This window comes from Streptomyces sp. Inha503, from assembly GCF_047215865.1.
GTDB lineage: Bacteria > Actinomycetota > Actinomycetes > Streptomycetales > Streptomycetaceae > Streptomyces > Streptomyces lycopersici.
This window is the reverse complement of the sequence record NZ_CP178360.1, coordinates 4545309-4570580: the sequence shown is the minus strand read 5'-3', so window position 1 is coordinate 4570580 and position 25272 is coordinate 4545309. Positions and strand designations below refer to the sequence as shown.

The 25272-nt window shown below is 72.6% G+C and carries 20 protein-coding genes; 6 read left to right on the top strand and 14 right to left on the bottom strand.

Annotation, left to right across the window (positions count from 1 at the left end):
* Positions 1–44: 44 nt before the first annotated feature.
* From ACJX2R_RS19140 to ACJX2R_RS19130, 3 genes are all read right to left on the bottom strand, one after another.
* Entirely contained in the window at positions 45–968 is a 924-nt protein-coding gene (locus tag ACJX2R_RS19140) for a carbohydrate ABC transporter permease (protein WP_020871487.1), read from the bottom strand.
* Complete coding sequence (locus tag ACJX2R_RS19135; protein ID WP_413101118.1) at positions 968–2275, bottom strand: ABC transporter substrate-binding protein; 1308 nt, start codon at positions 2273–2275, stop codon at positions 968–970. Before ACJX2R_RS19135 ends, ACJX2R_RS19140 begins: the two co-directional genes overlap by 1 nt.
* Positions 2276–3490: 1215 nt before the next feature.
* On the bottom strand, positions 3491–4534 hold the full coding sequence (locus tag ACJX2R_RS19130; RefSeq protein ID WP_413101117.1) for a LacI family DNA-binding transcriptional regulator: 1044 nt from the start codon (positions 4532–4534) through the stop codon (positions 3491–3493).
* A 248-nt stretch (positions 4535–4782) separates the two neighbouring features.
* On the opposite strand from ACJX2R_RS19130, the gene ACJX2R_RS19125 reads away from it, so the two are divergent.
* From ACJX2R_RS19125 to ACJX2R_RS19115, 3 genes are all read left to right on the top strand, one after another.
* A complete protein-coding gene (locus tag ACJX2R_RS19125; RefSeq protein ID WP_413101116.1) occupies positions 4783–5331 on the top strand; it encodes an RNA polymerase sigma factor in 549 nt (182 codons plus the stop codon).
* 1 nt (position 5332) lies between these two features.
* Entirely contained in the window at positions 5333–6529 is a 1197-nt protein-coding gene (locus ACJX2R_RS19120) for a CU044_5270 family protein (RefSeq protein ID WP_413101115.1), read from the top strand.
* Between the two features lie 123 nt (positions 6530–6652).
* Positions 6653–7894, top strand: a complete 1242-nt coding sequence (locus ACJX2R_RS19115) for a hypothetical protein (RefSeq protein ID WP_413101114.1) — start codon at positions 6653–6655, stop codon at positions 7892–7894.
* A gap of 35 nt (positions 7895–7929) precedes the next feature.
* Here ACJX2R_RS19115 and nirD read toward each other — a convergent pair whose 3' ends face one another.
* From nirD to ACJX2R_RS19060, 11 genes are all read right to left on the bottom strand, one after another.
* On the bottom strand, positions 7930–8334 hold the full coding sequence (gene nirD, locus ACJX2R_RS19110; RefSeq protein WP_413101113.1) for a nitrite reductase small subunit NirD: 405 nt from the start codon (positions 8332–8334) through the stop codon (positions 7930–7932).
* Positions 8335–8345: 11 nt separating this feature from the next.
* Positions 8346–10979, bottom strand: coding sequence for a nitrite reductase large subunit NirB (gene nirB, locus ACJX2R_RS19105; protein WP_413101112.1), 2634 nt, complete (start codon positions 10977–10979; stop codon positions 8346–8348).
* 2 nt (positions 10980–10981) lie between these two features.
* The gene (locus ACJX2R_RS19100) at positions 10982–12619 is read right to left on the bottom strand and encodes an FAD-dependent oxidoreductase (protein ID WP_413105897.1); all 1638 of its coding nucleotides are present in this window, start codon (positions 12617–12619) and stop codon (positions 10982–10984) included.
* A 120-nt stretch (positions 12620–12739) separates the two neighbouring features.
* Positions 12740–14017: a cytochrome P450 family protein gene (locus tag ACJX2R_RS19095; RefSeq protein WP_413101111.1), complete on the bottom strand. Its 1278-nt coding sequence runs from the start codon at positions 14015–14017 to the stop codon at positions 12740–12742.
* A 42-nt stretch (positions 14018–14059) separates the two neighbouring features.
* Positions 14060–15406 carry a cytochrome P450 gene (locus ACJX2R_RS19090; RefSeq protein WP_413101110.1) on the bottom strand — a complete coding sequence of 449 codons (1347 nt, stop codon included), beginning with the start codon at positions 15404–15406 and terminating at the stop codon, positions 14060–14062.
* Complete coding sequence (locus ACJX2R_RS19085) at positions 15403–16185, bottom strand: GTP-binding protein (protein ID WP_413101109.1); 783 nt, start codon at positions 16183–16185, stop codon at positions 15403–15405. Before ACJX2R_RS19085 ends, ACJX2R_RS19090 begins: the two co-directional genes overlap by 4 nt.
* Complete coding sequence (locus ACJX2R_RS19080; protein ID WP_413101108.1) at positions 16169–16534, bottom strand: DUF742 domain-containing protein; 366 nt, start codon at positions 16532–16534, stop codon at positions 16169–16171. The genes ACJX2R_RS19085 and ACJX2R_RS19080 overlap by 17 nt, the downstream gene beginning before the upstream one ends.
* Positions 16531–16980 carry a roadblock/LC7 domain-containing protein gene (locus ACJX2R_RS19075; RefSeq protein WP_121824213.1) on the bottom strand — a complete coding sequence of 150 codons (450 nt, stop codon included), beginning with the start codon at positions 16978–16980 and terminating at the stop codon, positions 16531–16533. Before ACJX2R_RS19075 ends, ACJX2R_RS19080 begins: the two co-directional genes overlap by 4 nt.
* Positions 16980–18464 (bottom strand): ATP-binding protein, encoded by a 1485-nt coding sequence (locus tag ACJX2R_RS19070; protein WP_413105896.1) that lies wholly within the window; start codon positions 18462–18464, stop codon positions 16980–16982. The genes ACJX2R_RS19075 and ACJX2R_RS19070 overlap by 1 nt, the downstream gene beginning before the upstream one ends.
* Before the next feature lie 113 nt (positions 18465–18577).
* Complete coding sequence (locus tag ACJX2R_RS19065) at positions 18578–20002, bottom strand: sensor histidine kinase (protein WP_413101107.1); 1425 nt, start codon at positions 20000–20002, stop codon at positions 18578–18580.
* A 4-nt stretch (positions 20003–20006) separates the two neighbouring features.
* Complete coding sequence (locus ACJX2R_RS19060) at positions 20007–20684, bottom strand: response regulator transcription factor (RefSeq protein ID WP_210950658.1); 678 nt, start codon at positions 20682–20684, stop codon at positions 20007–20009.
* Between the two features lie 175 nt (positions 20685–20859).
* Here ACJX2R_RS19060 and ACJX2R_RS19055 point away from each other — a divergent pair, with 175 nt between their 5' ends.
* From ACJX2R_RS19055 to ACJX2R_RS19045, 3 genes are all read left to right on the top strand, one after another.
* Positions 20860–21477 carry a hypothetical protein gene (locus tag ACJX2R_RS19055; RefSeq protein ID WP_413101106.1) on the top strand — a complete coding sequence of 206 codons (618 nt, stop codon included), beginning with the start codon at positions 20860–20862 and terminating at the stop codon, positions 21475–21477.
* Positions 21478–21608: 131 nt separating this feature from the next.
* Positions 21609–22298 carry a maltokinase N-terminal cap-like domain-containing protein gene (locus tag ACJX2R_RS19050; protein WP_413101105.1) on the top strand — a complete coding sequence of 230 codons (690 nt, stop codon included), beginning with the start codon at positions 21609–21611 and terminating at the stop codon, positions 22296–22298.
* Positions 22299–22484: 186 nt separating this feature from the next.
* A complete protein-coding gene (locus ACJX2R_RS19045; protein WP_413101104.1) occupies positions 22485–25202 on the top strand; it encodes a fibronectin type III domain-containing protein in 2718 nt (905 codons plus the stop codon).
* The last annotated feature ends 70 nt before the right edge of the window (positions 25203–25272 follow it).

Here is a 25272-nt window from a genome sequence, read left to right as displayed (position 1 = left end):
GGGGCGGTTCGGACGGGGATTCGGGTGGTCGTGCAGGACGTCGGTCACATCCCCTCCCGGGTGCTGCGCATCGCGGCGAAGCCGGTGAGCCGCACCAGCAGCAGCGAGACGGTGGTGGCGACGACGACGAGGATGGTGGCGACCGCGCTGGCGTAGCCGAGGTCGAACGCCTGGAAGCCGTTCTTGTACATCAGGTACGGCACGATCGTGGTGTCCGTGCCCGGCCCGCCCTTGGTGAGGATCAGGACGGTGTCGAAGAAGGTCAGCGCGCCCACCACCATGATCACCGAAGAGGTGACGATGGTGTTGCGCAGCTGGGGCAGGGTGATCGAGAAGAACTGCCGTACGGTCCCGGCGCCGTCGATCGCCGCCGCGTCGTAGAGCGAGCGCGGGATGGCGCGGGCGCCGCCCTGGTAGATCAGCGTGTGCAGCGGGATGAACTGCCAGGCGGTGACGAAGAGGATCGCCCCGAAGGCGCCCTTGGAGCTGCCGAGCAGATCGCCGTCGGCGAAGCCCAGGGCGGGCCCGATGTCGGCGATCAGACCGAAGTTGGGGTCCAGCAGCGACTTCCAGACCAGCGCGAGCGCCACGGAGGAGCCCAGCAGCGGCAGGAAGAAGATCGCCGACAGCACGGCCCGGTTGCGCTGCCGACCGGCCGCCCAGACGCCCAGCAGCAGCGCGAGCGGGGTCTGGAACACCCAGGTCAGTACGGTGAGGATCAGGCTGAGCCAGATGGCCTGATGGGTCTCCGGGTCGTCCCACAGCCGGGACCAGTTGCTCATCCCGGTCCAGCTCGGGGTGCCGATGCCGTCCCAGTCGGTGAAGGCGAGGGCGCCGACCAGGACCATCGGGGCCACCGCGAAGAAGACGAAGAACAGCGCGCCGGGGAGGGCCCAGACGACGCCGGGCCGGCCGACCCCGGCCCGCCCGACGCTCGCCCGGCCGCCGGACTTCGCGGCGTCCGCCATCACATGCCCTTCAGGGCGTCGATGAACCCGGCCGGGCTGAGCTGCCCGTTGAACAGCTTCTGCACGGCGGTGTGCAGCGGCGGGGTGTACTTGGCGGGCAGCGCCTGGTCCCAGGAGAGCGTGAAGTCGGGGGCCTGCTTGACCAGGTCGTACTGGAACCGCGCGTAGTCGGGGTTCTCGTGCTCGGCGAGCAGGGAGGTGGCGTCGGAGGTGGTGGGGACGTCCCCGTTGGCGATCAGGTCCTTGGAGTAGTCCTGCTTCGCCGCGAACTTCATGAACTCGATCGCCGCCTTCTGCTTGTCGCCCTTCACCTTGGCGTTGACCGACCAGTAGTTGGTCGGGTTGCCGACGACGCTCTTGGGGTCACCGCTGCCGCCGGGGACCGCCGGGAAGGTGGTCCAGCCCAGCCCCGACTTGGCGAACGCGGGCTGGTTGGCCTTCTGGTTGGCGTACTCCCAGCTGCCCATCAGATGCATGGCCGCCTTGCCCTTGGCGAAGAGGGTGGAGGCCCCGTCGGCGGTGTAGTTGACCGACTTGTAGTTCTTGCCGAACGCGCCCCGGTCGACCAGGTCCCTGACCGTCCGCGCGGCCTTGAGCACCGCCGGGTCGTCCCATGCCGCCATGCCCTGGCTCTGGATCTTCTGGAACACCCCGGCCCCGCCGTAGCGGTCCACCAGGTACTCCACCCACATCAGCTCGGTCCAGGCGTCGGTGCCGGCCAGCGCGAACGGGGCGACGCCCTTGCCCTTGAACGTGTCGATGAGCTTCAACAGATCGTCCCAGGACTTCGGGGGCTGGGCCCCGGCGTCCTCGAAGACGTCCTTGTTGTAGAAGAGGATCACCGGCTGCATCCCGCGCATCGGGATCCCGTAGTGCTTTCCGTCGATCGCGCCCGCGTCGAGGATCGTGGGGATGAACGCCTTCTTCAGCTCCGCGTCCTTGGCCATCGCCGGGTCCAGGTCGAGCAGCATGTCCTTCTTGACGAAGTCGCTGATGCTGCCGCCGCCCCAGTTGAAGAAGACGTCCGGGGCGTTGGGCGTGCCCATGGAGGTGCGCATCTTGTCCGAGTAGCCCTCACCGGGCACCTGGGTGAGCTTCACCTTGATGTCGGAGGTCTTGTTGAACCGCTTGACGACCTCGCGCTGCACCTTGGTCGAGGCGTCCTGGTAGACCCAGACGTCGAGGGAGTCGTCGTCCGAACCTCCGGGGCCGCTGCTTCCGCAGCCGGCGAGTGCCGTTCCGACCAGCAGCACGGCTGCTGCCAGGGTGGACGCACGAAGGGTGGACCTTGACCGAGGTATGCGCATCGTGTGCCTTCCGGAAGTAGCCCGATAATTCTCGGAAGCGGTTGCGTGGAAGGTATGGGGGTGCTGATGCGGTGTCAAGGGGTGCGGCGGCGACCGGCTTTCGTTCCCCACCCCGCCCCTCCCCGAACCGGGGGAAACCCCCGGCCCCCACTGCGGGGGCTCCGCCCCCACACCCCCGCCGGGACGCCGCCCCGGACCCCGGTCCTCAAACGCCGGACGGGCTGGAAATCCAGCCCGCCCGGCGCTTGGAACACGCCCGAAGGGCGCTCGAGAGGCCCCGGAGGCGGAGCCCCGGCGGGGGTCGGGGGGCGGAGCCTCGGCGGGGGCAGGGGGGCGGAGTCCCGGTGGGGATCCGGTGGGGGTCCGGGGGCGGAGCCCCGGCGGGGGTCGGGGGCGGAATCCCGGCGGGGGTCAGGGGGCCGGGGGGAGCCCCGGTGGGGGTCCGACGGGAGTCCAGCGGGAGCCCGGGGGCGGAGCCTCGGCGGGGGTCGGGGGCGGAGTCCCGGTGGGGTCCGGTGGGGGTCCGGGGGCGGAGCCCCGGCGGGAGTCCGGCGGGAGTCCCGGCGCTGGGTCGGGGGCGGAGCCCCGGCGGGGGTCGGTGGGGGTCGGAGGATGAGCCCCGGCGGGGGTCTGACGGGGGTCCAGCGGGAGTCCGGGGGCGGAGTCCCGGCGGGGGTGTGGGGGTGGAGCCTCGGATGGGGGGTCCGGCGGGGGCCGGGGGTTGAGCCCCGGCGGGGGTGCGGCGGGGGTCCGGGGCGGAGTCCCGGCGCTGGGTCGGGGGCGGAGTCCCGGCGGGGGACCGGTGGGGGTCCGGTGGGGGTAGGGGGCGGAGTCCCGGCGGGGGCCCGGTGGGGGTCCGGGGGCGGAGTCCCGGCGGGGGTCGGGGGCGGAGCCTCGGGTGGAGGGTCCGGCGGGGGTCCGGGGGCGGAGCCCCGTCGGAGGGGCGGGGGCAGAGCCCCCGATTCGGGAAGGGGCGGGGTGGGGGATCAGCCCCCGGCGGGTGGCGCCGCGGGATCAGCCCTCGGCGGGTGGCGCTGGGGGATCAGCCCTCGGCGGGTGGCGCCCGGGGACCAGCCCTCGGCGGGCGGCCCCCGGAGATCAACCCGGCGGGTGGCGTCCGGGGACCAGCCCCCGGCGGGTGGCGTCCGGGGATCAGCCCTCGGCGGGCGGGCGGCGCCTGGAGGGGCAAGCCTCGGCGGCGGGCGGGGCCGGGGATCAGCCCCCGGTGGGTGGGGTCGTGCTGGCGCGGATGATCAGCTGGGTGGCCAGCTCGACCCTCGGGGACTCGATCTCCTCCCCCCGCGCCTGCCGCAACACCGTACGGGCGGCCAACTTGCCCATGTCCGCCAGCGGCTGGCGGATCGTCGTCAGCGGGGGCGCCGACCAGCGGACCTCGGGGAGGTCGTCGAAGCCGATGACGCTCACATCCTCCGGAACCCGCAGCCCTCGCCGCCGCAGCGCCTCGATCGCGCCCAGCGCCATCTGGTCGCTGGACGCGAAGATGGCGGTCGGCGGGGTGGGCCCGGACATCAGCTGGTCGCAGCCGTGGAAACCGGACTCGTGGTAGAAGTCGCCCTGCGCGACCAGAGCCTGGTCGAAGGGCGCCCCGGCCGCCTCCAGCGCCGCGCGATGGCCGTCCAGCCGCGCCCGGCTGCACAGCAGCCTCGGCGGACCGGCGATCAGGCCGATCCGCCGGTGGCCGAGGCTCAGCAGATGTTCGGTGGCGGCCATGCCGCCCGCCCAGTTGGTGGCCCCCACGGTGGGCGCGTCCAGCGCCGGGGAGCCGGCCGGGTCGACGACCACGATGGGCACGTTCAGCCGCCGCAGCTCCTCGTGGACCACCGGCTCCAGTACGGATGTCACCAGGATCACCCCGTCCGAGGCGCGGGCCCGCAGGTTCTTCAGCCACTGCCGGGCGGAGCCCGCGCGGCCGTGGATCGCCGAGACCACCGTGCCCACCCCGTCCTGGTGCGCGACGTCCTCCACGCCCCGGATGATCTCCACCGCCCAGGGGCTGTCCAGGTCGTTGAAGACCAGGTCCACCAGGGCGGCGCGGTCGCCGGGCGCGCTCTGGCGGCGGCGGTAGCCGTGGAGCCGCAGCAGGTCCTCGACCCGGGCCCGGGTCTCGGGCGAGACATCCGAACGGCCGTTGACCACCCGGGAGACCGTGGGCACCGACACCCCGGCCTCCTGGGCGATGGCCGTGATCGTCACCTTGGGCCGGGCGCCGCCCTCGGTGCCCCTGCTCTCCGTAGCCATTACCGCCTCCTCCGTTGACGGGAGCCACCCCCGCCTCTTGCTTCCCGGGGACGCGCCCTCGGAACCTTGCAGAAGTCTTCCGGAAAACCGGATCGGACGTGAAGAGGCGAGAGAGGGACGTCCCCATGAAGCTCCTGAGCTTACGCAGCGCCGCCCGCGATCTCGCCGCGTGGGATCCCCCTCCTCCGGTGTAAGAAAGCGCGGCCCTCGACCACTGCATGGTGAGAGAGCCGAGATGAGGAGACGGCGTGACCGACGCCCAACGCTTTCGGGACCTTTACGAGGACTGTCATCCCCGTGTGCTGGCCTACGCGACCAGCCTGGTGGGCCGACAGGTCGGTGAGGACATCACCAGCGAGACCTTCACGGTCGCCTGGCGGCGGATGCGGGACATCCCCACGCCACCGCTGCCGTGGCTGCTCGGCGTGGCCCGCAATCTGACCCGCGAGCTGCGGCGCCGCGACGGCAGGCAGTACGACCTGGCCGCTCGGGAGGCCCAGCGCATCATCACCTCCGGCGCCCAGGTCGAGGACGTGGCCGCGGGGGTGGCCGAGCGCGCGGTGGCGCTACAAGCGCTGGCGGGGCTGTCCGCCGCCGACCGCGAACTGCTGACGCTGGTCGCCTGGCACGGACTCGGCCCGAGACAGGCGGCACGCGTCCTGGGCTGCTCCACCGCCACGTTCTCGGTGCGGCTGCACCGGGCCAGACGGCGGCTGGAGCGGGCCGTGGACGCGGCCGGATCCTCTCGCGACCCTCGCGACTCCCGCCCGAAAAAAATGACAGTGAAGGAGCACTGACATGGCACGCAAGCGGCCCGATGTCATGAAGACGCTGGCGGACGCCCGGCCCCCGGAGCTCGACCCGGAGCGCCTGGCCGGTTCGGAACGCGCCCGGCACGACCTGATCACCATCCTGGCGAGCGGGCCCGACGCGCCGGAGTCGCGGACGGCGTCCCGGTCCGTCCGGCCCTTCACCTGGCGGTGGGCGCTGCCCGTCGCCGCGACGGCGGCCGCGGCCGGGGTGCTCGTCGCCACCCTCCCGGAGGGCGGCTCCGGCGCCCGGGACACCCGCGGCTCCCGCGCCACCGCCGGACCCTCCACGGACGGCCCCCGGCACACCGCCGGGAGCGGCCGCCTGGCGCTGCTCAACGTGGCCGCCCGGGTGGACCGTACGGCGGACGAGGGCACGTACTGGCAGACGACCACGCGGTCGTCCTGGATCGGCGTCGCCTCCGCGGCCGAGTCCACCTTCGCGGTGGTCTCGTCCGAGACCTCGCGGTGGTCCTATGGGGTGCGGCCCGGTACGCGGAGCCTGTGGGTCTCGGGGATCGACGCCACCGCCGAGCCCCGCACCGAGCGCGACACGGCGCGCTGGCGGGCCGCCGGATCGCCGAAGGACGTGACGCTCGCCGCGTTCGCGTCGGGCGGCAAGCTCGGTCTGCGGCTGGAGCCGGGGACGAGGAAGCGGCCGACGGTGGCACGGATCAACGGCGGCGACAAGATCGCCGCCCTTGGCGCACGCAATGTGAGCTACGCGGAGCTGCGGAAACTCCCCGGCGACAGCGCGAAGTTGAAGGGGGTTCTGGCGGACCTGTACGAGGAGGACCGCGGAAGCGAGATCTCCGGCCGCACCGAGTGGATGTGGCGGCAGGCGGCCGGGCTGATCGGCCTCCCGGTCACGCCCGGGGTCCGGGCCGCCGCGTACCGCGTCATCGCGGATCTGCCGGGCATCAGGTCGCTCGGCGAGGTGACCGACCCGCTGGGCCGTAAGGGGGCCGGCTTCGCCCTGCCCGCGACCGCCCGGCCCGACTACGGGACCGGGCGGTCGGAGCTGATCGTGGACCCGGCGACCGGGGCCCTGCTGTCCGACCAGGAGGTGCTGACCAAACCGAACGCGAAGGCCGCCGAGGCGGGGCTCACCGCGGGCACGGTGGTGAACTACACCGCCACGGTGGAGTCGGAGTGGACCGACCGGCAGCTGAAGGCCCCTGAATGACCGGCCGGGGCGCGCTGTAAGAACGGCCGGGCGGCGGCCACTTCCTTCTGAGACCTCTGAGACTTCTGAGACCCCTCAGACCCCTCAGACCCCTCAGAACCCCACCCGAGCAGAAGGATGGTCATGGACAGATCCGCAGGACGGCCCCGAACCCGCCGGACGCGGCTGCGCACGGCGGTCGCGGTGTGCGCGGTCGCACTCGGCACGCTCACCACCCTCGGCACCCCCGCGAATGCCACGACCGGCGCCGCGCCCAGCGCCTCGTCCGACCGGGCGGCCCGCGCCGACACCCCGTGGAAGCTGCGGACACCGCTGAGCCAGACCGCCTCGCGGGAGTTCTGGGACGTCGCCGCGACCGGCGCCAAGGACGCCTGGTCGGTGGGCCGCACGACGGACGGCGCCGATGGGCCCGCCCCTCTGATCAGGCACTGGAACGGCAGCACATGGGCGGACGTGCCCGCGGCCTCCACTGACGGCAAGCCCGCCCAGTTGGAGAAGGTCGCCGCCACCGCGCCCGACGACGCCTGGGCGGCCGGCAGCCTGGCCGACAACACCTCCGCGCCGATCGTGCTCCAGCACTGGGACGGCGAGAAGTGGACGAAGGTCGGCCACGCGGCGCCCGGGGAGGGGTCGCTGAGCTTCGTCGGCGACCTGGCCGCGTTCGGCCCGAAGTCGGCCTGGCTGACCAGTTTCGACTGGGATCCGAACGGCGGCGCCCAGGTCTCCCGCCTGGAGCGCTGGACCGGCTCCGGGTGGGAGAAGGCGTCCCTCCCCGCCGCCCCCGGTGGTGGCGAGGTACAGCCCTGGGACATCACCGGCACCGGCCCGGACGACGTATGGGTCACCGCGAACGCCATGACCGGCGAGGTGTCCGTACCGCTGCTGTACCACTGGAACGGCAGCGGCTGGACGGTCCGCGAGGTGCCGGCCCCCGGCGAGCACCCGACCGGCTGGGTGGCCAACCACGCCGTGGCCACCGGCCGTGACTCGGTCTATGTCGTCGGGAAGACCAACGACCCGCAGTCGCCCACGGCCACCATGGCCGCCCGCTGGACCGGCGGCCGCTGGCAGTCGCTCCCCGCGCTCCCCGTCGGCGAGGCGAACGCCGCGGGCGCGGACGGCGCCGGGCGGCTGTGGATCGCCGGCTGGGCCCCGGGCAACCCCCACTCCATACTGGCCCGTTGGACCGGTACGCGGTGGGCGACCGAGGAACTGCCCGCCGACGTCACCGAGCACAGCGAGATGTCCACGGTGCTCGGGGTCGCGGGCGTCCCCGGGACGAAGGGTGTGCTCGCCGCGGGGACAGCGGGCTGTGCGAGCGACCCCGTCCAGTGCGGGGTGCTGGTCTCACGAGACTTGGGCTGACACTCGTCTCACGCGACCTGGGCCGAGACTTCGTCTCACGCGACCTGGGCTGACCTCTCGTCCGCGCCCGCCCGGGTACGGGTCGCGTACGCCTGGACGACGACCCCCTCGTCGTCCAGGCACCGCCCCGTCGCCAGGTCGAAGCGCTGCTTCAGCAGCGGGGAGGCGACGAACGGCCGCCCGCCCGCCGAGCCCAGCAGCCCCCGGGAGAGGACGTACGCCCCGGTGAACGGGTCGCGGTTGGCGATCGCGTACACGCGCCCCGAGCGGTCCAGGAAGACCGCCACCTGGGCGCCGTCCGGCAGCAGGGCGGCCACCCCGCGCCCGGGGGTGAGGTCGGTCAGCTCGCAGACGGTGAACCACCGCTGGTCGACGAGGAGTTCCACGCGGACCGCGGTCCGCTCGGCTGCCATGGGCGACATGGGCGTCCTGGGCGTCATGGGTGCCATGGTCATCGGCTGGCAGTCCCTTCGAGAGTACGGACGGGGAGGGTGGGTCCTGACAGGATCGTCAGGTCCGGCTTGACCTGGTCGCGCTCGGGCACGAACTTCACCGTCGGATCGGGCGCGCCCGGCGCGTTGACGAAGGAGACGAAGCGCCGCAGCCGCTCGGGGTCGCCCAGGGTCTCGGCCCACTCGTCGCGGTAGCCGGTCACATGGTCGGCCATCATCGCCTCGAGCTCGGCGCACAGCCCCAGCGAGTCCTCGACCACCACCTCGCGGACGTGGTCCAGGCCGCCCTCGATCCGCTCCAGCCAGGCCGAGGTGCGCTCCAGACGGTCCGCGGTGCGGATGTAGAACATCAGGAACCGGTCGATGAGCCGGATCAGCTCCTTGTCGTCCAGGTCCTGGGCGAGCAGATCGGCGTGGCGCGGGTCCGCCCCGCCGTTGCCGCCCACGTACAGGTTCCAGCCGTTGGAGGTGGCGATCACGCCGAAGTCCTTGCCGCGCGCCTCGGCGCATTCGCGGGCACAGCCGGAGACGGCCGACTTGAGCTTGTGCGGTGAGCGCAGCCCCCGGTAGCGCAGCTCCAGGTCGATGGCCATCCGGACCGAGTCCTGCACTCCGTAGCGGCACCAGGTCTGGCCCACGCACGACTTCACGGTGCGCAGCGCCTTCCCGTAGGCGTGGCCCGACTCGAAACCGGCCTCCACCAGCCGCGTCCAGATCAGCGGGAGCTGGTCCACCCGGGCGCCGAAGAGGTCGATCCGCTGACCGCCGGTGATCTTCGTATAGAGCCCGAAGTCGCGGGCCACCTCGCCGATGACGATCAGCTTCTCCGGGGTGATCTCCCCGCCGGGGATCCGGGGGACGATCGAATACGACCCGTTGCGCTGGAGGTTGGCCAGGAAGTGGTCGTTGGTGTCCTGGAGGGCCGCCTGCTCGCCGTCCAGCACATAGCCGCTCGCGCCCAGGGTCGGGGCCAGCGAGGCGATGATCGAGGCCACGGCGGGCTTGCACACCTCACAGCCGTCGCCCTCCCGGGCCTCCGCCCGGCCGTGGCTGTCCAGCAGCTGGGCGTAGCTGGTGATGCGCAGGGTGCGGACGATCTCGTACAGCTCGGCGCGGGTGTACGCGAAGCAGCCGCACAGCCCCTTGTCCACGCTGACCCCGCTCGCCTCAAGCTCGTCGTTGACGAGCGAGGTGAGCGCCTTGACGCAACTGCCGCAGCCGGTGCCCGCCTTGGTGCACTTCTTCACCTCCGGGACGGAGGCGCAGTGGTGGTCGGTGACGGCCGAACGGATCGCGCCCTTGGTGACGTTGTGGCAGTTGCAGATGACCGCCTCGTCCGGCAGCGCGGAGGGGCCGAGGGCGGCGGGTGCGCCGAGCCCCGCCGGGAGGACGAGCTGCTCGGGGCTCACGGGCGGCACCGAGCCGGTGAGGGGGCGCAGCATGCCGTACGCCTCGGCGTCGCCGACCAGCACCCCGCCGAGGAGGGCGCCGTCGGCGCCCACCACGAGCTTCTTGTAGACGCCCGTACGGGAGTCGGAGTAGACGACGTCCAGGCAGCCGTCGGCGGTGCCGTGGGCGTCGCCGAAGCTGGCCACGTCGACGCCGAGGAGCTTGAGCTTGGTGGAGGTGTCGGCGCCGGTGAAGCCCTCGCCTCCGGCGGCGGCACCGTCCGGCGTATCGGCGATCTCGCGGGCCGCCACCTCGGCCATCTCGTAGCCGGGCGCGACCAGCCCGTACACCCGGCCGTCGGCGGCCAGCGCGCACTCGCCGATCGCGTACACCGCGGGATCGCTGGTGCGGCACGTCTCGTCCACCGCGATGCCGCCGCGCTCGCCGACCTCCAGGCCACAGTCGCGGGCCAGTTGATCGCGCGGGCGTACGCCCGCCGAGAAGATGACGAGGTCGGTGTCGATGGACGAGCCGTCGGACAGCGTCATGGCGGTGACCGCGCCGTCGCCGTCCGCCGTGATCTCCTTACCGCCGACGCCGGTGTGCACGATCAGGCCCATGTCCTCGACCGTGCGGCGCAGCGCGGCGCCGCCGCCCTCGTCCACCTGGATGGCCATCAGGCGCGGGTTGAACTCCACGATGTGGGTGGTGAGCCCGAGCCCCTTGAGCGCACCGGCCGCTTCGAGGCCGAGCAGCCCGCCGCCGACGACGATGCCGGACGAGCGGTCCTTCGCGTACTCCTCGATCGCGAGCAGATCCTCAACGGTCCGGTAGACGAAGCAACCGTCGCTGTCCTTGCCGGGCACGGGCGGGACGAACGGATACGAGCCGGTGGCCAGCACGAGCGTGTCGTAGGCGACGGTCAGCCCGGACCGGCTGGTCACGGTGCGGGCGTCGCGGTCGATGACCTGGGCCGGGTCGTTCAGGCGCAACTCGATGCCGTGGCGCGCCATGAAGCCGTCCTCGACGAGGGAGAGCTCGTCCGGGGTGCGCCCGGAGAAGTACGAGGTCAGCTGGACGCGGTCATAGGCGGGGCGGGGCTCCTCGCAGAACACGACGACGCGGGCGGTCTCCGTGACCTTACGCTCGGCCAGCGCTTCGAGGAACCGCTGGCCGACCATGCCGTGGCCGATGAGCACGATGGTGGGTGCGGCATTGGCTTGTCGGGAGTTCGATGCGCTCATCGTCAGGACCCTCCATCGTTGGTCAACAGGTGGAGCAAGGGGGTGGTGGCGGGGAGCGGCTCATCGCTCTCCCAGGTACGGGCGAGCGCGCCAACGGTGCCGAGATCGCCGAGAAGAATGCCCCCGAGCAGGCGGTCACCGCGGACCACGACTTTGCGGTACGTGTTGCGGGTGGCGTCGGTGAGGTGAATGACGTCGTCGCCGGGGGCGGGGGTGGGGTTGCCGAAGGCAGCGAGATCGAGGGGGCCGGGGGTTGACGCCGAGGTGAGCGTCAGCCGGGTGAGCGTACGGGTGCCGCGGTACCGGGGCCCGGTCCCGCTGCCGGGTGCGGTATCCGTGTGCCGGGTCGGGGTTTCGTCGCCGGGTGCGGTGTCCGTGTGCCGGGTCGGGGTTTCGTCGCCGGGTGCGGCCCGGTGGCCGGTTTGTGCCCACCCGTTCCTCCCCCAGCTACCGCTGGGAGGTGCCCCCTCCGCGGAACGATTGCCCACAAACCGGTCCCCGAGTGCGGGCCCGAGGGCGAAGCCCTGGTCGGGGTCTGGGGCGGAGCCCCGGGTGGGTTCGAGGGCGGAGCCCTTGTGGGGGGCTGGGGCGGAGCCCCGGGTGGGTTCGAGGGCGGAGCCCTTGTGGGGGGCTGGGGCGGAGTCCCGGGGGGCTGGGGGGTGGGACCCCATAGGTTCGGGGAGGGGCGGGGTGGGGGAAAGTACGAGCGCCAGCACGTCCGCCTGCTCCTGCGCCGCGCCCGCCAAGCCGTACACAACCCCCGCGTGCTCCGCGCAGTCCCCGATCGCGAACACCCGCGGATCACTCGTCCGCAGCTCGTCGTCGATCACGACCCCCCGCGCCACCTCCAGCCCAGCGGCCACCGCCAGCCCGACCCGTGGCCGGACCCCGCACGCCAGCACGACCAGGTCCGCCTCCAGGGCGTATCCGTCGGCGAGTTCGACGGCCTTCACCAAGCGCCCCGCGCCCATCGCACGCGTGCGCAGACCACGGACGCGGCACTCCGTGTGGACCTCCACGCCCAGCGCGGCCATATGCCGCCGCAGCACCCCCGACGCGCCCGGGTCCAGCTGGCGCTCCATCAGGTGCTCGCCCTGCTGCGCCAGGACCACCTGGGCACCGCGCTGGGCCAGCGCACGCGCGGCGGAGACCCCCAGGAGCCCGCCGCCGATGACGACGGCCCGCGCCCCGGGGCGTACGGCGGCGCCGAGGGCCAGGCAGTCGTCCATGGTGCGGAAGGCGTGGACGCCGTCCGGAAGCTCGTGGCCGTGACCGTGGCCATCCGGTTCGAACAGACCGCGCAGCGGCGGCAGCACCGGGTTGGAGCCGGTGGCCAGCACCAGCGCGTCGTACGGCACGCGGTGGCCGTCGTCGCACACCACCTCCGCCGTGGGGCGGTCGATGCGCACCACCCGCACCCCGCTCAGCCGCCGCACCCCGGCGGCGGGCGCGGGGAGCGCGATGACCTCCGGGGCGTACCGCCCGGCGAGCACCTCGGCGAGCAGCACCCGGTTGTACGCGGGGTGCGGCTCCTCGCCGATGATCGTGACCTCGACGGCGCACGAGCCCGGGCCCGCGCCGCGCACAGCCAGCTGCTGCGCCAGCCGCGTACCCGCCATGCCGCCGCCGACGATCACCACCCGGCGGCTCGGGCTCGTCGGCTCCCTGTACGACTCCATGCCAGGAAGCCTGCGGGGTGCCTGTTACCCGACCGCATCCCCGCCGTTTCCCGTAGGCAACGCTGCCCTCAGCGCACCTCGTCAGCCGTTGTGAGGCACCCAGGGCGTCCCCAGCCGGATGGGCAGCCGCCGCGGGCTGTTGCCGACGAAGCTGGGGTGGGGGACCAGCTCCTCGTCGGGGACCGCCAGATCCAGCGCGGGGAAGCGGGTGAAAAGGGCCTCGAGGGCGATCACGGCCTCCATACGGGCCAGCGGGGCGCCCAGGCAGAAGTGGGCGCCGTGGCCGAAGGACAGATGGCGCGCGCCCCGGGTGACGTCGAAGCGGCCGGCGTCCGGGCCGTACGCCCGCTCGTCGCGCCCGGCGGCGGTGTACGAGACGAGCACGGGCGCGCCCTTCGGGATGACCGCGTCCCCGACCGGGAGGTCCCTCGTGGCGTACCGGAACGGGAAGAAGGACACCGGGCTGTCGTACCGCAGCGTCTCCTCGACCACATCGCTCCAGCTCGCGGCCCCGGACCGGACCAGATCCAGCTGATCGCGGTGGTTGCACAGCGCCCGCACCGCGTTGGTGATCAGATTGAGCGTGGTCTCGTGCCCGGCGATGATCGTCAGCATCAGCGTGCCGATCAGCTCCTCCTCGCTGAGCCGGTCGCCGTCCTCCTCACGGACCGCGATCAGCGCGCTGGTGAGATCGTCCCCGGGGTCCCGCAGCCGGGCGGCGGCCACCTGGCCGAGGATCGCCACCATCTCGCGGTTGGCGGCCGGGACCCGCTCGGGCGAGGTCTGGGTGGAGACGATCTCGTTGGAGAGCTCGTGCAGCCGGTCCTGGTAGTGGTCGTCGACGCCCAGCAGTTGGCAGATCACGCTCATGGGCAGCGGCAGCGCGAAGTGGCGGCGCAGATCGGCCACCCCGTCCGGATCGGCCGCGGCGGCCTCGCCCAGCCGCTCGAGCAGCGTGCCGGTCAGCTCGTGGACCACCGGGCGCAGCGCCTCCACCCGGCGCGGGGTGAACGCCCGGGTCACCAGGGACCGCAGCCGCTTGTGGTCCTCGCCATCCGCGGTGATCATGCCGCGCACGGTGGCGAAGGTCCGCATCGGCCAGCCGGGCGGGAGCTCGTCGTTCCGCAGCGCGGCGAAGTGGCAGGCGTTCTTGGCCACGTCGGGGTGGGTGACGAAGTCCTTCAGCTCCTCGTGCCGGGTGATGGCGTACGCCGGTACGTCACCGGGCAGCAAGACCGGGACCGCGGCCCCGCGGGCGCGCAGCTCTTCGTTCACCGCGTGCTGGCGCGCCCCGGTGGGGTCCAGGCGGTGCGGTGCGGCGGGGTCGGCGTGCGACACGGGGCATCGGCCGTCGGTCATCTGCTTGTCTCCTGCGGGGGAGTCGGGGGTCGGGACCGGTGGTCAGTCGGGGGGCGTAGCCGATGAGCCGGAGGCCGGGGCCACGGAGCTGAACGCCACCGGGCCCGAGCCCGGAGCCGAGCCCGAAGCCGGGCCCGAACCTGGCCCCGACCCCGACCCCGAAGCCGGGGCGTCGGCGGCCAGCTGCGGCGCGGAGAACCGCACCGGCAGCTTGGCCAGGCCCTTGGACCACGGCGAGGTGATCCACGGAAGCTGCTCCTCCGGCACCGCGATCTCCATGTCCGGCAGCCGGTGGCGCAGCGTGTCCACGGCGGTACGGGTGATCAGCCGGGCCGGATCCCGCGCCGGGCAGCCGTGCGGGCCCGCGCCGAAGGCGAGGTACGAGCGGTTGCCGACCACCGGCCGCCCGTCCTCGGGCAGCACCTCGGGGTCCGCGTTGGCGCCCGCGAGGCCCAGGATGAGCATGTCCCCGGCGCGGATGTCCTGGCCGCCGAAGCGCAGATCGCGGGTGGCGTAGCGGCCGGGGAAGTTCTGGGTGGGCGGCTGGCGCCACAGCACCAGGTCCAGCGCGTCGTCCACGGTGAGATGGCCACGGGCCAGCGAGGAGCGGAACGCCGGGTCGGTGAGCAGGATCTGGAGCGTGGAGGCGATCCAGTTCACGGTGGTGTTGTTGCCCGCGACGATGATCACCACGAGGTTGTGCAGCACCTCCTCGTCGCTGAGTCCGACGGGGTGCTCCAGCAGCCAGGACGTCAGATCCGCGCCCGGCCGCCGCTTCTTCCCGGCGATCAGCTGGAGCAGGATCTGGCCCATCCGCTTGTTGGCGCCGGTGGCGGCCACGGTCGGGGCGACGATCGTGGTCAGCGTCTCGACCAGCCGGGCCCCGTTCTCCTCGTCGAGGCCCAGCAGTTCGGTGACGACCTGGAGCGGCAGGAGGCGTGCGTAACTCTCGACCAGATCCGCCGCGTGCTGGTCGGCGAACCCGGCGACCAGCCGCTCCGCGGTGGCCCGCACCCTGCGGATCAGCTCATGGCCGTTGACCCGCCCCAGCGCGTCGGCCACCGCCGAGCGCATCCGGCGGTGCGCCGCGCCGTCCGCGAACAGCAGCGCCGGGCGCCAGCCCACCAGCGGCATCAGCGGCGAGTCGGCCGCCACCCGGCCCTCACGCAGCGGGGTCCAGCGGCGCGGGTCATGGGAGAAGTACTGCTCGTCGCGGGTGAGATGGAGCAGCTCACGGTGGCCGATGACCAGCCAGGCCTCGACCCGGGGCGCGATCTCCACCGGGACCACCGGACCGTGGTCGCGCCGCATCCGCTCGTACAGGTCGGTGAGCGGACCGTCGAGCGCGGTCCCGTACAGCGGCACCCGGGAGGCGGCGCGGGCGGTCACGACGCCTCCGTCAGGGTCTCGATCAGATGCGAGACGAGCGAGATCAGCGCCTGGACCGAGGACTTGTGTTCCCGGGCGTCACAGATGACCAGCGGGGTGTGCGGGAGCAGATCGAGCGCGGAGCGCAGATCGTCCTCGTTGTGCGGAGTGCTGTCCGGGAAGGCGTTGACGGCGACGGAGAACGGCACATCCAGGTCCTCCAGATGCCCGATCGCGTCGAAGGAGGCCTCCAGATCGCGGGTGTCGACCAGCGCGAGCGCGCCCAGCGCACCGCGCGCCAGGTCCTTCCAGGCGGGGAGGAACCGCTGCTGGCCGGGGGTGCCGAAGAGGTACAGCACCAGCTCGCCGCCCAGGGTGATCCGCCCGAAGTCCAGCGCGACGGTGGTCGTGGTCTTCGACGGCCGCACCTTGGTGTCGAGCCGGGCCCCGGCCTGGCTCATCGTCGCCTCGGTGGACAGCGGCTTGATCTCCGACACCGTGCCGATCAGCGTGGTCTTGCCGACGCCCATCGGGCCGACCACCAGGATCTTGGCCGCCCCGGCCACGCTGGACTCCACGTACATGACGGGGGTGTCGTCCATGTCATCCATGTCGTCCGTATCGCCCGTCTCGTCCGTCTCGCCTGTCTCGTTGGTGTGGTCTGTGCGGGTCGTGCGGTCCGCGTGGCCCGGGTGGGCCGTGTGGCCCGAGTGGGCCGGGTGGCCCGAGTGGGCCGGGTGGTGGTCGGTCCTGGTTGTGCCGTCCGTACCGGCCATCGAGATCTCAGAGCTTGCTCTCAAGCCCATCGAGCACCTTCCTCAGCAAGTCCAAATCGGCACGTTTTCGCTTGACCACCCGGATCGGCGGACGCGCCACGATGTGCCCCCAGTCGATGAGATCCGCGAGCAGCACCTGCACCACGGCCGGTGGCTGACCGAGATGGGCGGCGACCTCCGCCACCGACAGCAGCCCCTGGCAGCAGTCGGCGATCCGCCGGTACTCGGGCTGGAGATGCGGCGGCAGCGCGCTCCCGGACGCCACGACAAGCGTTTCCAGCGGCAGAGCATCCCGTGAGGAACCGGCACGCCCCCGTGTGATCACGTAGGGGCGCACCGCGGCCGTGGTGCGTTCCTCGCCGGGTCGGCTCATGACGTCGGGCGGCCCATCGGCTCCCGCGGCTGGCTGCTCAGATGGGCACCGATCTTCGCGACCAGTAACTGCATCTGCTGAGCCACCAGGCCGACATCCGCCTCCGTGTCGGTGGCCACCCCCAGTGAGGCGCCCTGACCGGCCGAGGTGAACAGCACGAACCCGCTGTCGGATTCGATCATCAGCTGCCGCACCCCGGCCTCGTCGCCGAACAGCAGCGACACCGTGGACTGGCTGGTGACCGTGAGCGCGGCACAGGCGGCGGCCAGCGACTCGGCCTCGGCCACCCCGAGCCGGGACACCTCGCCGGTCAGCCCCTCGGCGGAGTCATGGCCCATGCGCAGACCGTCCTCCGAGACGACGACGGCATGCCGCACCCCGGGGATCCCCGTCAGCGGACGCAGCATCCATCCAACGTCGGGCAACCTGGATATGGTTCCGGCCACTACCGGCCTCCCTCTCGGTCTTCTCGGTCCGGACTCGTCTCATCCTCGGGCGGTACGGCCTCCGCCTCCGTTTCTGCTTCCGCCTCCGCCTCCGCTTCCGCTTCCGCCTCCGTGCGCCCGCGGCGGGTGCCGGAGACGACGCTGGTGATGGAGGCGCGGGCGGCCTCGGGTGTCCAGGGGGCCGCCGCGGCCGGCGGGGTGGGCGCGGCGCGGGCGGGGGCGGTGGTGAGATCAACCGCCTCGGCCGCCTCGGCCGCGGCGGCCACGTCGGTGGACGAGGCGCGGGAAGCCGACGCGGCTCCGGACGCCGGGCGGCGGCGGTTGCGGCGCCGGGGCAGCCCGGTGCCGAGGGGCGCGGGGGCATCGGGCGCGCCGGGGACGTCGCCCACGGACACGCCGTTCAGCAGGCCGCCCCCGGCGGGGTCCGCGGTGGCCGGGCCGAGCCCCGCGCCGCCCGCGTCCTGGTTCACCGTGCCGACGACCACGGGCTCCACGACCACCGGCTTGTGGTCCGCCGCCCGTACGGCGCTCGGCTGCTCGGTCAGCAGCCGGTGCGGTACGAAGACCACCACCCGGGTGCCGCCGTACGCCGACGCCGTGGACAGCTCGACACCGAAGCCCAGCTCCCGCGACCAGCGCCCCACACAGGCGAGCCCCAGCCGGGGCACCGCGCCCAGCTGGGCCAGGTCGAGACCGTCCCGCAGCTGGCCCACGGCCTTCTCCAGCACGTCCGGCGGCATCCCGAGCCCCGCGTCGTCGATCTCGATGACCGCGCCCGCGGCGACCTCGCGGATGGCGACCGCGACCTGGGTACGGGAGGGGGAGAAGACCGTGGCGTTCTCCAGGAGTTCGGCCACCGCGTGCATCAGGCCCTCCACCGCGGGGGCCACCGCGTAGAGGGTCTGACCGCCGTGGACGTCCACCCGGCCGAACTCCACGATGCGCGACTGCGCGCCCCGCACACAGTCGAAGAGCGACACCGGCCGGGTCTCCCGCCGCGCGGGCCAGATCCCGCACATCACCAGCAGCGTCTGGGCCTTGCGGGTCATCTGGGCGGCGGCGTGGTCCGCCTTCATGACCTCGCCCATCAGCCCGGCGTCCTCGACATACTGCTCCAGGCCGTCGAGGACCTGCTGCTGCACCATCGACATGGCGTGCATATTGCGGGCCACGGACTCGAACGACGCCTGGACGGAGTCGCGCAGGATCCGCTCCCGGCGCGCCGCCTCGTCCAGATCGGCCTGTACGGCGGCCAGCCGGGCGACCTCCTCGCCGCGCTCGGCCGCCAGCTCCCGCGCTTCGGCCGCATTGGCTCGTTCCCGCTCGGAAACGGCTCGTTCTCGCTCGGTCGCCCTACGCGCGTCCGCGAGCGCGCGGCGAAGTCTGACCACCCAGGTGAGGCACAGTGCTAACACCAGTACCAGCACCGCGGACGCGGCCAGCACGACGGCCCCCGTCCCCGACAGCACCTTCGACACCTCCATCTGGGACACGGCCAGGAAAGGGCAGATACTACTGACCAACTGATCAGTCTGGTCCGGTAGTTGCCAAACTCTCACGACTGGGCGGCCGTGTCCGCACCGGGGTCGTGGCCCGGCTAGACCGCCCGGGGCAGGCGCAACAGCAGGCGAGCCCCGCCCCGCGGGCTGGTGAGCACCGTAAGGGTGCCGCCGTGGGCGTGAGCGATGTCATTGGCGATGGCGAGGCCGAGCCCGGTGCCGCCGTCCTGGCGGGCCCGGGCATCATCCAGCCGGGTGAACCGCTCGAAGACGCGCTCGCGGTCGCTTTCGGGGATGCCGGGGCCGTCGTCGTCCACGGCCAGTTCGACCATGCCGCCCTGGACCGCCACGGTGATGGAGACGCCGGTGCGGGTGTGGCGGCGGGCGTTGTCGGCGAGGTTGGTGAGCAGCCGGGACAGCTGCACCCGGCTGCCGGTCACGACGGCGGCCTCCTCGCCCCCAGCCATCGTCAGCGCGCCCGGGTGGCGCCGTACCTCATCGGCCGCCAGCGCGCCGAGGTCCACCGCGGCCTTGGGCGGCGCCTCCTGCGCGTCGAGCCGGGCGAGCAGCAGCAGATCGGAGGCGACGGCCTGGAGCCGGTCGGTGTCCCGCAGCGCCTTGTGCACGGCGTCCGGCCAGTCGGTGCGCGACGGGCGGGCCAGGACCAGCTCGAGCTGGGCGCGTACGGCCGCGATGGGGCTGCGCAGCTCGTGCGAGGCGTCGGCCACGAACTGCCGCTGCCGGGTCATGGCCCGGTGCAGCCGGTCCAGCGTGGCGTTCATGGTTCGGGCCAGCCGGTGGATCTCGTCCCGCGCCCGGGGCACCGGCACCCGGCGATGCAGATCGCGCTCGGTGATCTCGGTGAACTCCTGCCGCATCGCGGCGACCGGGCGCAGGGCGCGGCCCACCAGCAGCCAGGTGAGCCCCGCGACGAACAGCACCAGACCGGCGGCCGCGGGGGCGGCCTGGCGCAGCATCAGCCCGGTGGCGCTGTCGAGGGAGGTGGTCGAGGGGCTCACCGACACCTTGTACGGCTGCCCGGCCTCGGCGGGTTCGGCGGGTTTGGTTGGCTCGGTGGGCTCGGCGGGTTCGGTGTGGAGCTTCGGGAGCCCGGTCGACCCCTGCGAGGCGGTATCCGTCGGGCTCATGGGGGTGACCGTCCGGCCGGAGGCATCCTTGATCGTCACCGCGCCGGGGGCGACGATGTATGCCCGCTGCGGCATGGCCCGGGTCTTCCCCAGCTGGCCCTTGATCGCCACGGCGGCCTTCCTGGCGTCCAGATCGGCGCTGGCACGGAGGTTGTGCTGGAGGGCGAGCACCAGTGCCAGCATGCAGAGCGCGATCGCGAAGGCCACGGTCCCGGCGGCCGCCAGCACGGCCTTGGCGCGCACGCTCAACCCGGAGGTCAAGCGCGGGCGGTGCGTCCGAGTGCCCTCCGACTCCCGCTGCCCGTCCGCCATGTGCTCCGCGTTCGCCGTGTGCTCCGCGTCCGCGACGCGTATCGAGCCCGCTGTGTGCCCCACTGTCTCACCCTCCGTCGCGGGCCAGCAGATAGCCCGCGCCCCGTATCGTGCGGATCGACCGCCGTCCGTACGGCACATCGATCTTCCGGCGCAGACTGCGGACGTAGACCTCGACGAGATTGGCCCCGCCGTCGTACGCGGCGTCCCATACGCTCTGCACGATCTCGGACTTGGAGACCACCTGCCCGGCGCGCCGGGCCAGGTACTCCAACACGGCGAACTCCTTGGCCGTGAGCGTGACCTCGTCCGTCCCGCGCGCGCAGGCCAGCGCCGCGGGCTCCAGCCGCAGATCGCCCAGTTCCAGCACCTCGGGCCGGTCCAGCCCGCCGCGCCGCACCAGGGCGCGCACCCGGGCGATCAGGACGACGAAGGAGAACGGCTTGGTCAGATAGTCGTCCGCGCCCACATCGAGCCCATCGGCCTCGTCGTACTCGCCGTCCTTGGCGGTGAGCATCAGGATCGGCGTCCAGTCGCCCTCCTCGCGCAGCCGCGAGCACAGCTGATAGCCGGAGCACCCGGGGAGCATCACATCCAGCACGATCGCCGCGTACTCGCCGGACCGGGCGAGCGCCAGGCCGCTCAGCCCGTCCGCCGCCGTCTCGATGGTGAAACCCTCCTGCTCCAGGCCCTCGGTGAGCAGCTCGCGAAGCCGGGCGTCATCTTCCACCACCAGTATGCGCACGCGGTCAGGATGGCACGGGCGAGCTGAGGCCCCGCTGAAACCGGCAAGCCGGTTTCAGCGGGGCCTCAGGCGATTCAGCGAGGACTCAGCATCGGTGCGCAACGGTGAGTGCGCCGACGGATCAAGGGTTCTTCGGCAGCCAGTTCCACTCCCCGAACGAAGGAGAGCTGTGCCCATGTCTCGTACCCTGCCCCGTGCCTCGGCCGCGAAGCGGCGCGGTGTCGTGCTCGCCGTGGCGGCGGGCGCCCTGGCGCTGGGGGCCGCGGCCCCCGCCTCGGCCTCGGCCTCCCACTCCTCCTCGGCGTCGGCCTCCGCCACCAAGGGGAAGACGTCCCACGGTCCGGCTCTCTGTGTGATCCGGGCCGACGACGACAGCGCCACGCCGACCAAGCCGACCAAGCCGGTCGAGGCGGGCAAGGTGGTTGAGCGCGCCAAGCAGGGCAAGGTGGCCGGTAAGAAGGCCATCGCGGTGTCGAAGGACCGCTCCCGCGGGCACGACGACACCTGCGTCGCCATCCCCGCCTTCCCGACCGACCCGGGGAAGACCTGCAAGGTCGTGGTGATCAAGCATGGCTCCGCGAAGCCGGGCTCCGGCCCCGCCCTGCCCACGAAGCCGGGCAAGCCCACCACGCCCGCCAAGCCCGGGAAGCCCATGCCCACCAAGCCCGGTAAGCCGGGCAAGCCGGGCAAGATCTGCGTGATCGTCGTGTCCAAGGACGGGCACCGGGTCGCCAAGCAGTCTTCGGACGCGAAGACGACGGCGTTCGAGGCGACCCGCGCGACCCGCTCCTGATCCACCGGCCGGCCAAGTGGGGGGTCGGCCGTCAAAGGCCCGGTGCGCCGCACGGCGCGCCGGGCTTTCCGCGCGCCGTGAGACCGTGTCAGCGCCCGGAAGCGTACGACGAGCGAAGGTGTTCACACGGCATGTCGATCATTCACAAGACCACGATGAGCCCGACCAAGTTGGAGCTCCTCACCCCGTGGCTGCCCCAGCAGCCCTGGTACGCCGCCGCGCGGCGCCCTCCGGAGCTGTCCCGGGTCGGCGGCTTCCGGCTCGACGACCCGAAGGGCGAGGTGGGGATCGAGTTCATGGTGGTCCGGGACGACGCCGGTGACCGGCCCGCCTGGTACCACGTACCGATGACCTATCGCGCCGCGCCGCTCGACGGAGCCGAGCGGGCCCTCATCGGCACGACCGAGCACGGGGTGCTGGGGCAGCGGTGGATCTACGACGGGCCGTATGACCCGGTGCTGGTGGCCCAGTTGATCGCGCTCCTCCAGGGCCGCGCCGAACCGCAGGCGCAGAGCGTGTCCCACACCCCCGACCCCTCCGTCACCGCCGAGGTGGCCGGAGGCGGGTTCGACGTCCCGGCCGGGGCCACGGGGGCTCCGGTCGTCGCGAACCGTCCGGACGGCACCCGTCTGCCGCTGGGCGACGGGGGCCCCGTCCTCCATGTGACGCGCGTTCTGCGTCCGGAGTCCGGTGCGGAGGCCGGATCCACCGGATTCCTGGGCCATGTCAGCGCGGGCTGGCGGCTGTCGGAGGGCGGCGAGGCCCGCGGCCGTTACGTCGTCCTGTACGACGGCGACACGGTGTCCAACACGGCGTCCTGACACCCCGAACGCCCCTCACCGGGTCAATAGATCCAATGAATTGACGCACTGGAGGCGAGGTACGGCGATTCTGCCCCGCCATATTGACGTGTTCCGCTCATAGATCCTACCTTTCCCGGGGCCACCACTCCACGAGTTCCAGCAGGAATCCAGCAGGGGTTCCAGCAAGGTTCCGCAGGGAGGGACATGTCGGAGTACGTACGCTCACGCATCCGGACCGTCCGCGAGGCCCGTAGGGCGGCCCCGAGAGCCGCCGCCGCGGCCGTCTTAGCCACCCTCGCCACCCTCGGTGCCGCCTTCGGCGGCACCGCCGACGCCGTCGCGCGCGGGCCCCGCCCCGTCGCCGATGTCTCCGATATCGCCGATGTCTATGTCGCGCCCAACGGCGACGACCGCGCCCCCGGCACCCGCGCCGCCCCCGTCCGCACCCCCGAGCGCGCCCGCGACCTCGTACGGAAGCGCGTCCCGCGGCAAAGTGCCGACCTTACGGTGCACCTCGCGCCGGGCACGTACCGCCTCACCCGTCCGCTCGTCCTCGACGCCCGTGACTCCGGGGGCAATGGCCACCGCGTCATCTGGCAGGGCAGCCGGGGCGCCGTGTTCAGCGGTGGGCGGGCGGTCCGGGGCTGGCGGCCGGTCAAGGGTCGCGCCGGGCTGTGGTCGGCGCCCGCGCCCGCCGGGCTGGACAACACCCGGCAGCTGTATGTGAACGGCGTCCGCGCCCAGCGGGCGCGCGGGCCGGTCCCGGTGACCCTCACCGCCACCGACACCGGCTACACCGCGTCCGCCGACACCCTCGCCCGCTGGCGCAATCCGTCGGACATCGAGTTCGTCTATCCCAGCGGTGAGGCGCTGTGGAACATCCAGCAGTACGGACTCGGCCCGTGGACCGAACCGCGCTGCCCCATCGGCTCGATGACCGGCACCACAGTCACCATGGCCCAGCCGTGCTGGGACAACTCCACCAGGCGCGTGGAGTTCCCCGACATCCCCGGCCGCAGCATCAACATGGTCGGTCCGGCCAAGCTCACCAGCGGCGCGCTGCCCGGCTATGTCGAGAACGCCTTCGAGGTCCTGGACCAGCCCGGGGAGTGGTACCTCGACCGGCACACCCGCACCGTCTACTACCGCCCGCGCTCCGGGGAGAATCCGCGCACCGCCGACGTGGAGGCGCCGGTCCTGGAGAAGCTGGTCGACGGACGGGGCACCGGGCGCGCGCCGCTGCACGACATCGCCCTGCGCGGTATCGAGTTCTCGTACGCCACCTGGCTCACCCCCTCCTCGCCCGAGGGCTTCTCCGAGGTGCAGGCGGGCTATACGGTGACCGGCCCGGAGGGCTGGAAGACCCAGGGGCTGTGCGAGTACACCCCGGGCGGCACCTGCCCGTACGCGTCCTGGACCAAGATGCCCGGCAACGTGGCCATCAGCCACGGCCGTGACATCGAGTTCTCCGACGACGCGTTCACCCACCTCGGCGCGGCCGGGCTCGAACTCGGCACCGGGACGCGGAACGCGACCGTACGCGGCAATGTCTTCACCGACATCTCCGGCAACGGCATGGAGATCGGCGGGGTGGACGCCCCGCGGCCGGGCGGCGACGCCGACCTCACCCGCGAGGTGTCGGTGACGAACAACCACCTCTACGCGCTGCCCCGCGAGTACCACGGCGGCGTTGCCATCCTCAACGGCTACACCCAGGACAACACCATCGCCCACAACCAGATCGACCATGTCGCCTACTCGGCGATCTCGATGGGCTGGGGCGGCTGGCCCGACAAGATCGGCAAACCGGCAACCGCCAATGTCTCCCGCGACAACAGGGTGTCCAACAACCTCGTCTTCGACTACATGCAGGCACTCGACGACGGCGCCGGCGTCTACACCCAGGGCCTCACCGGAAGCTCCCTCGACAACGGCGAGAAGATCACCGGCAATGTCATCCACGACGGGTGGGGGCTGGGCCGGACCGTCTACACCGACAACGGCTGCACCTATGTCACGGTCGAGGGCAACGTCCTCTACGGCGCTCAGGCCAACGTCCTCAGCGCCCATGTCGACTACCGCGACGACCTCGGCAACAACGACCCGACCCGCATCGTCGGCAACTACTGGGAGCAGGGCGATCCCGATGGGAACGACAAGGGCGTGGTGACCAGCGGCAACCACATCCTGGCCGATCCGTCCAAGGCGCCGGCCGACATCGTGGCCGGGGCCGGGCTCGAACCCCCCTACCGGGGGCTGCTCGGCCGCACGTTCGCCGCCGACTCCGTGCCCGAAGCGCCCACCCGCGTGGGGGACTTCGCGGCGGACGGCTCGCTGTACGTCACCTGGAACCCGTCGTACGTCGAGGGTGGTTCCCCGGTCACGTCGTACACGGTGACCGCTTCGGGCGGTTCGCGGTCCGTCTCCACCACCGTCCCGGCCGCCGACTTCAAGCGCACCGCCTACGCGGTCGTTCGCGGGCTCGACAACGGGACGCCGTACGCGGTCACCGTCACGGCCCGCAACGAGGCCGGGGCGAGCGAGGTGTCCCTCCCCGCGGCCCCCGTGACGCCCACCGCCGGCGGCCCCGGGGCCCCGCCCGGCGCCCCGCCCGGCGCCCCGCCCGGCGCCCCCACCGGTGTGAAGGCCAACGCCGATGCCACGGCCGCGACGGTGTCCTGGACGCCGCCCAAGACCACCGGCGACACCCCGGTCATCGGCTACCGCATCACCGTCTCCGACGGCCGGGGCATCGCCGTGACCGGCCGCGACGTCCTGGTCTCCCAGCCCCGGGCCAAGGGGATGCTGCGGGTGATCGGCAAGCTGCGCCCGGCCACCGCGTACACCTTCTCGGTCGCGGCACTGAGCGCCACGGGCGCCGGTCCGTCGACGGATGTGTCCATCACGACTTCGAGCGAGTAATTCGAATGAATAAGGGGACGAAAGCTCAAATTATGCTCTGAAATGGCACTCATCGGGGTTCATCACGGTC

Coding starts and splice junctions, on each gene's coding strand:
- ACJX2R_RS19135 (WP_413101118.1), bottom strand. CDS start 2,275: ATGCGCATACCTCGGTCAAGGTCCACCCTTCGTGCGTCCACCCTGGCA.
- ACJX2R_RS19095 (WP_413101111.1), bottom strand. CDS start 14,017: ATGACCGACGGCCGATGCCCCGTGTCGCACGCCGACCCCGCCGCACCG.
- ACJX2R_RS19055 (WP_413101106.1), top strand. CDS start 20,860: ATGTCTCGTACCCTGCCCCGTGCCTCGGCCGCGAAGCGGCGCGGTGTC.
- ACJX2R_RS19045 (WP_413101104.1), top strand. CDS start 22,485: ATGTCGGAGTACGTACGCTCACGCATCCGGACCGTCCGCGAGGCCCGT.
- ACJX2R_RS19115 (WP_413101114.1), top strand. CDS start 6,653: ATGGACAGATCCGCAGGACGGCCCCGAACCCGCCGGACGCGGCTGCGC.
- ACJX2R_RS19130 (WP_413101117.1), bottom strand. CDS start 4,534: ATGGCTACGGAGAGCAGGGGCACCGAGGGCGGCGCCCGGCCCAAGGTG.
- ACJX2R_RS19120 (WP_413101115.1), top strand. CDS start 5,333: ATGGCACGCAAGCGGCCCGATGTCATGAAGACGCTGGCGGACGCCCGG.
- ACJX2R_RS19070 (WP_413105896.1), bottom strand. CDS start 18,464: ATGGAGGTGTCGAAGGTGCTGTCGGGGACGGGGGCCGTCGTGCTGGCC.
- ACJX2R_RS19050 (WP_413101105.1), top strand. CDS start 21,609: ATGTCGATCATTCACAAGACCACGATGAGCCCGACCAAGTTGGAGCTC.
- ACJX2R_RS19140 (WP_020871487.1), bottom strand. CDS start 968: ATGGCGGACGCCGCGAAGTCCGGCGGCCGGGCGAGCGTCGGGCGGGCC.
- ACJX2R_RS19080 (WP_413101108.1), bottom strand. CDS start 16,534: ATGAGCCGACCCGGCGAGGAACGCACCACGGCCGCGGTGCGCCCCTAC.
- nirB (WP_413101112.1), bottom strand. CDS start 10,979: ATGAGCGCATCGAACTCCCGACAAGCCAATGCCGCACCCACCATCGTG.
- nirD (WP_413101113.1), bottom strand. CDS start 8,334: ATGACGCCCAGGACGCCCATGTCGCCCATGGCAGCCGAGCGGACCGCG.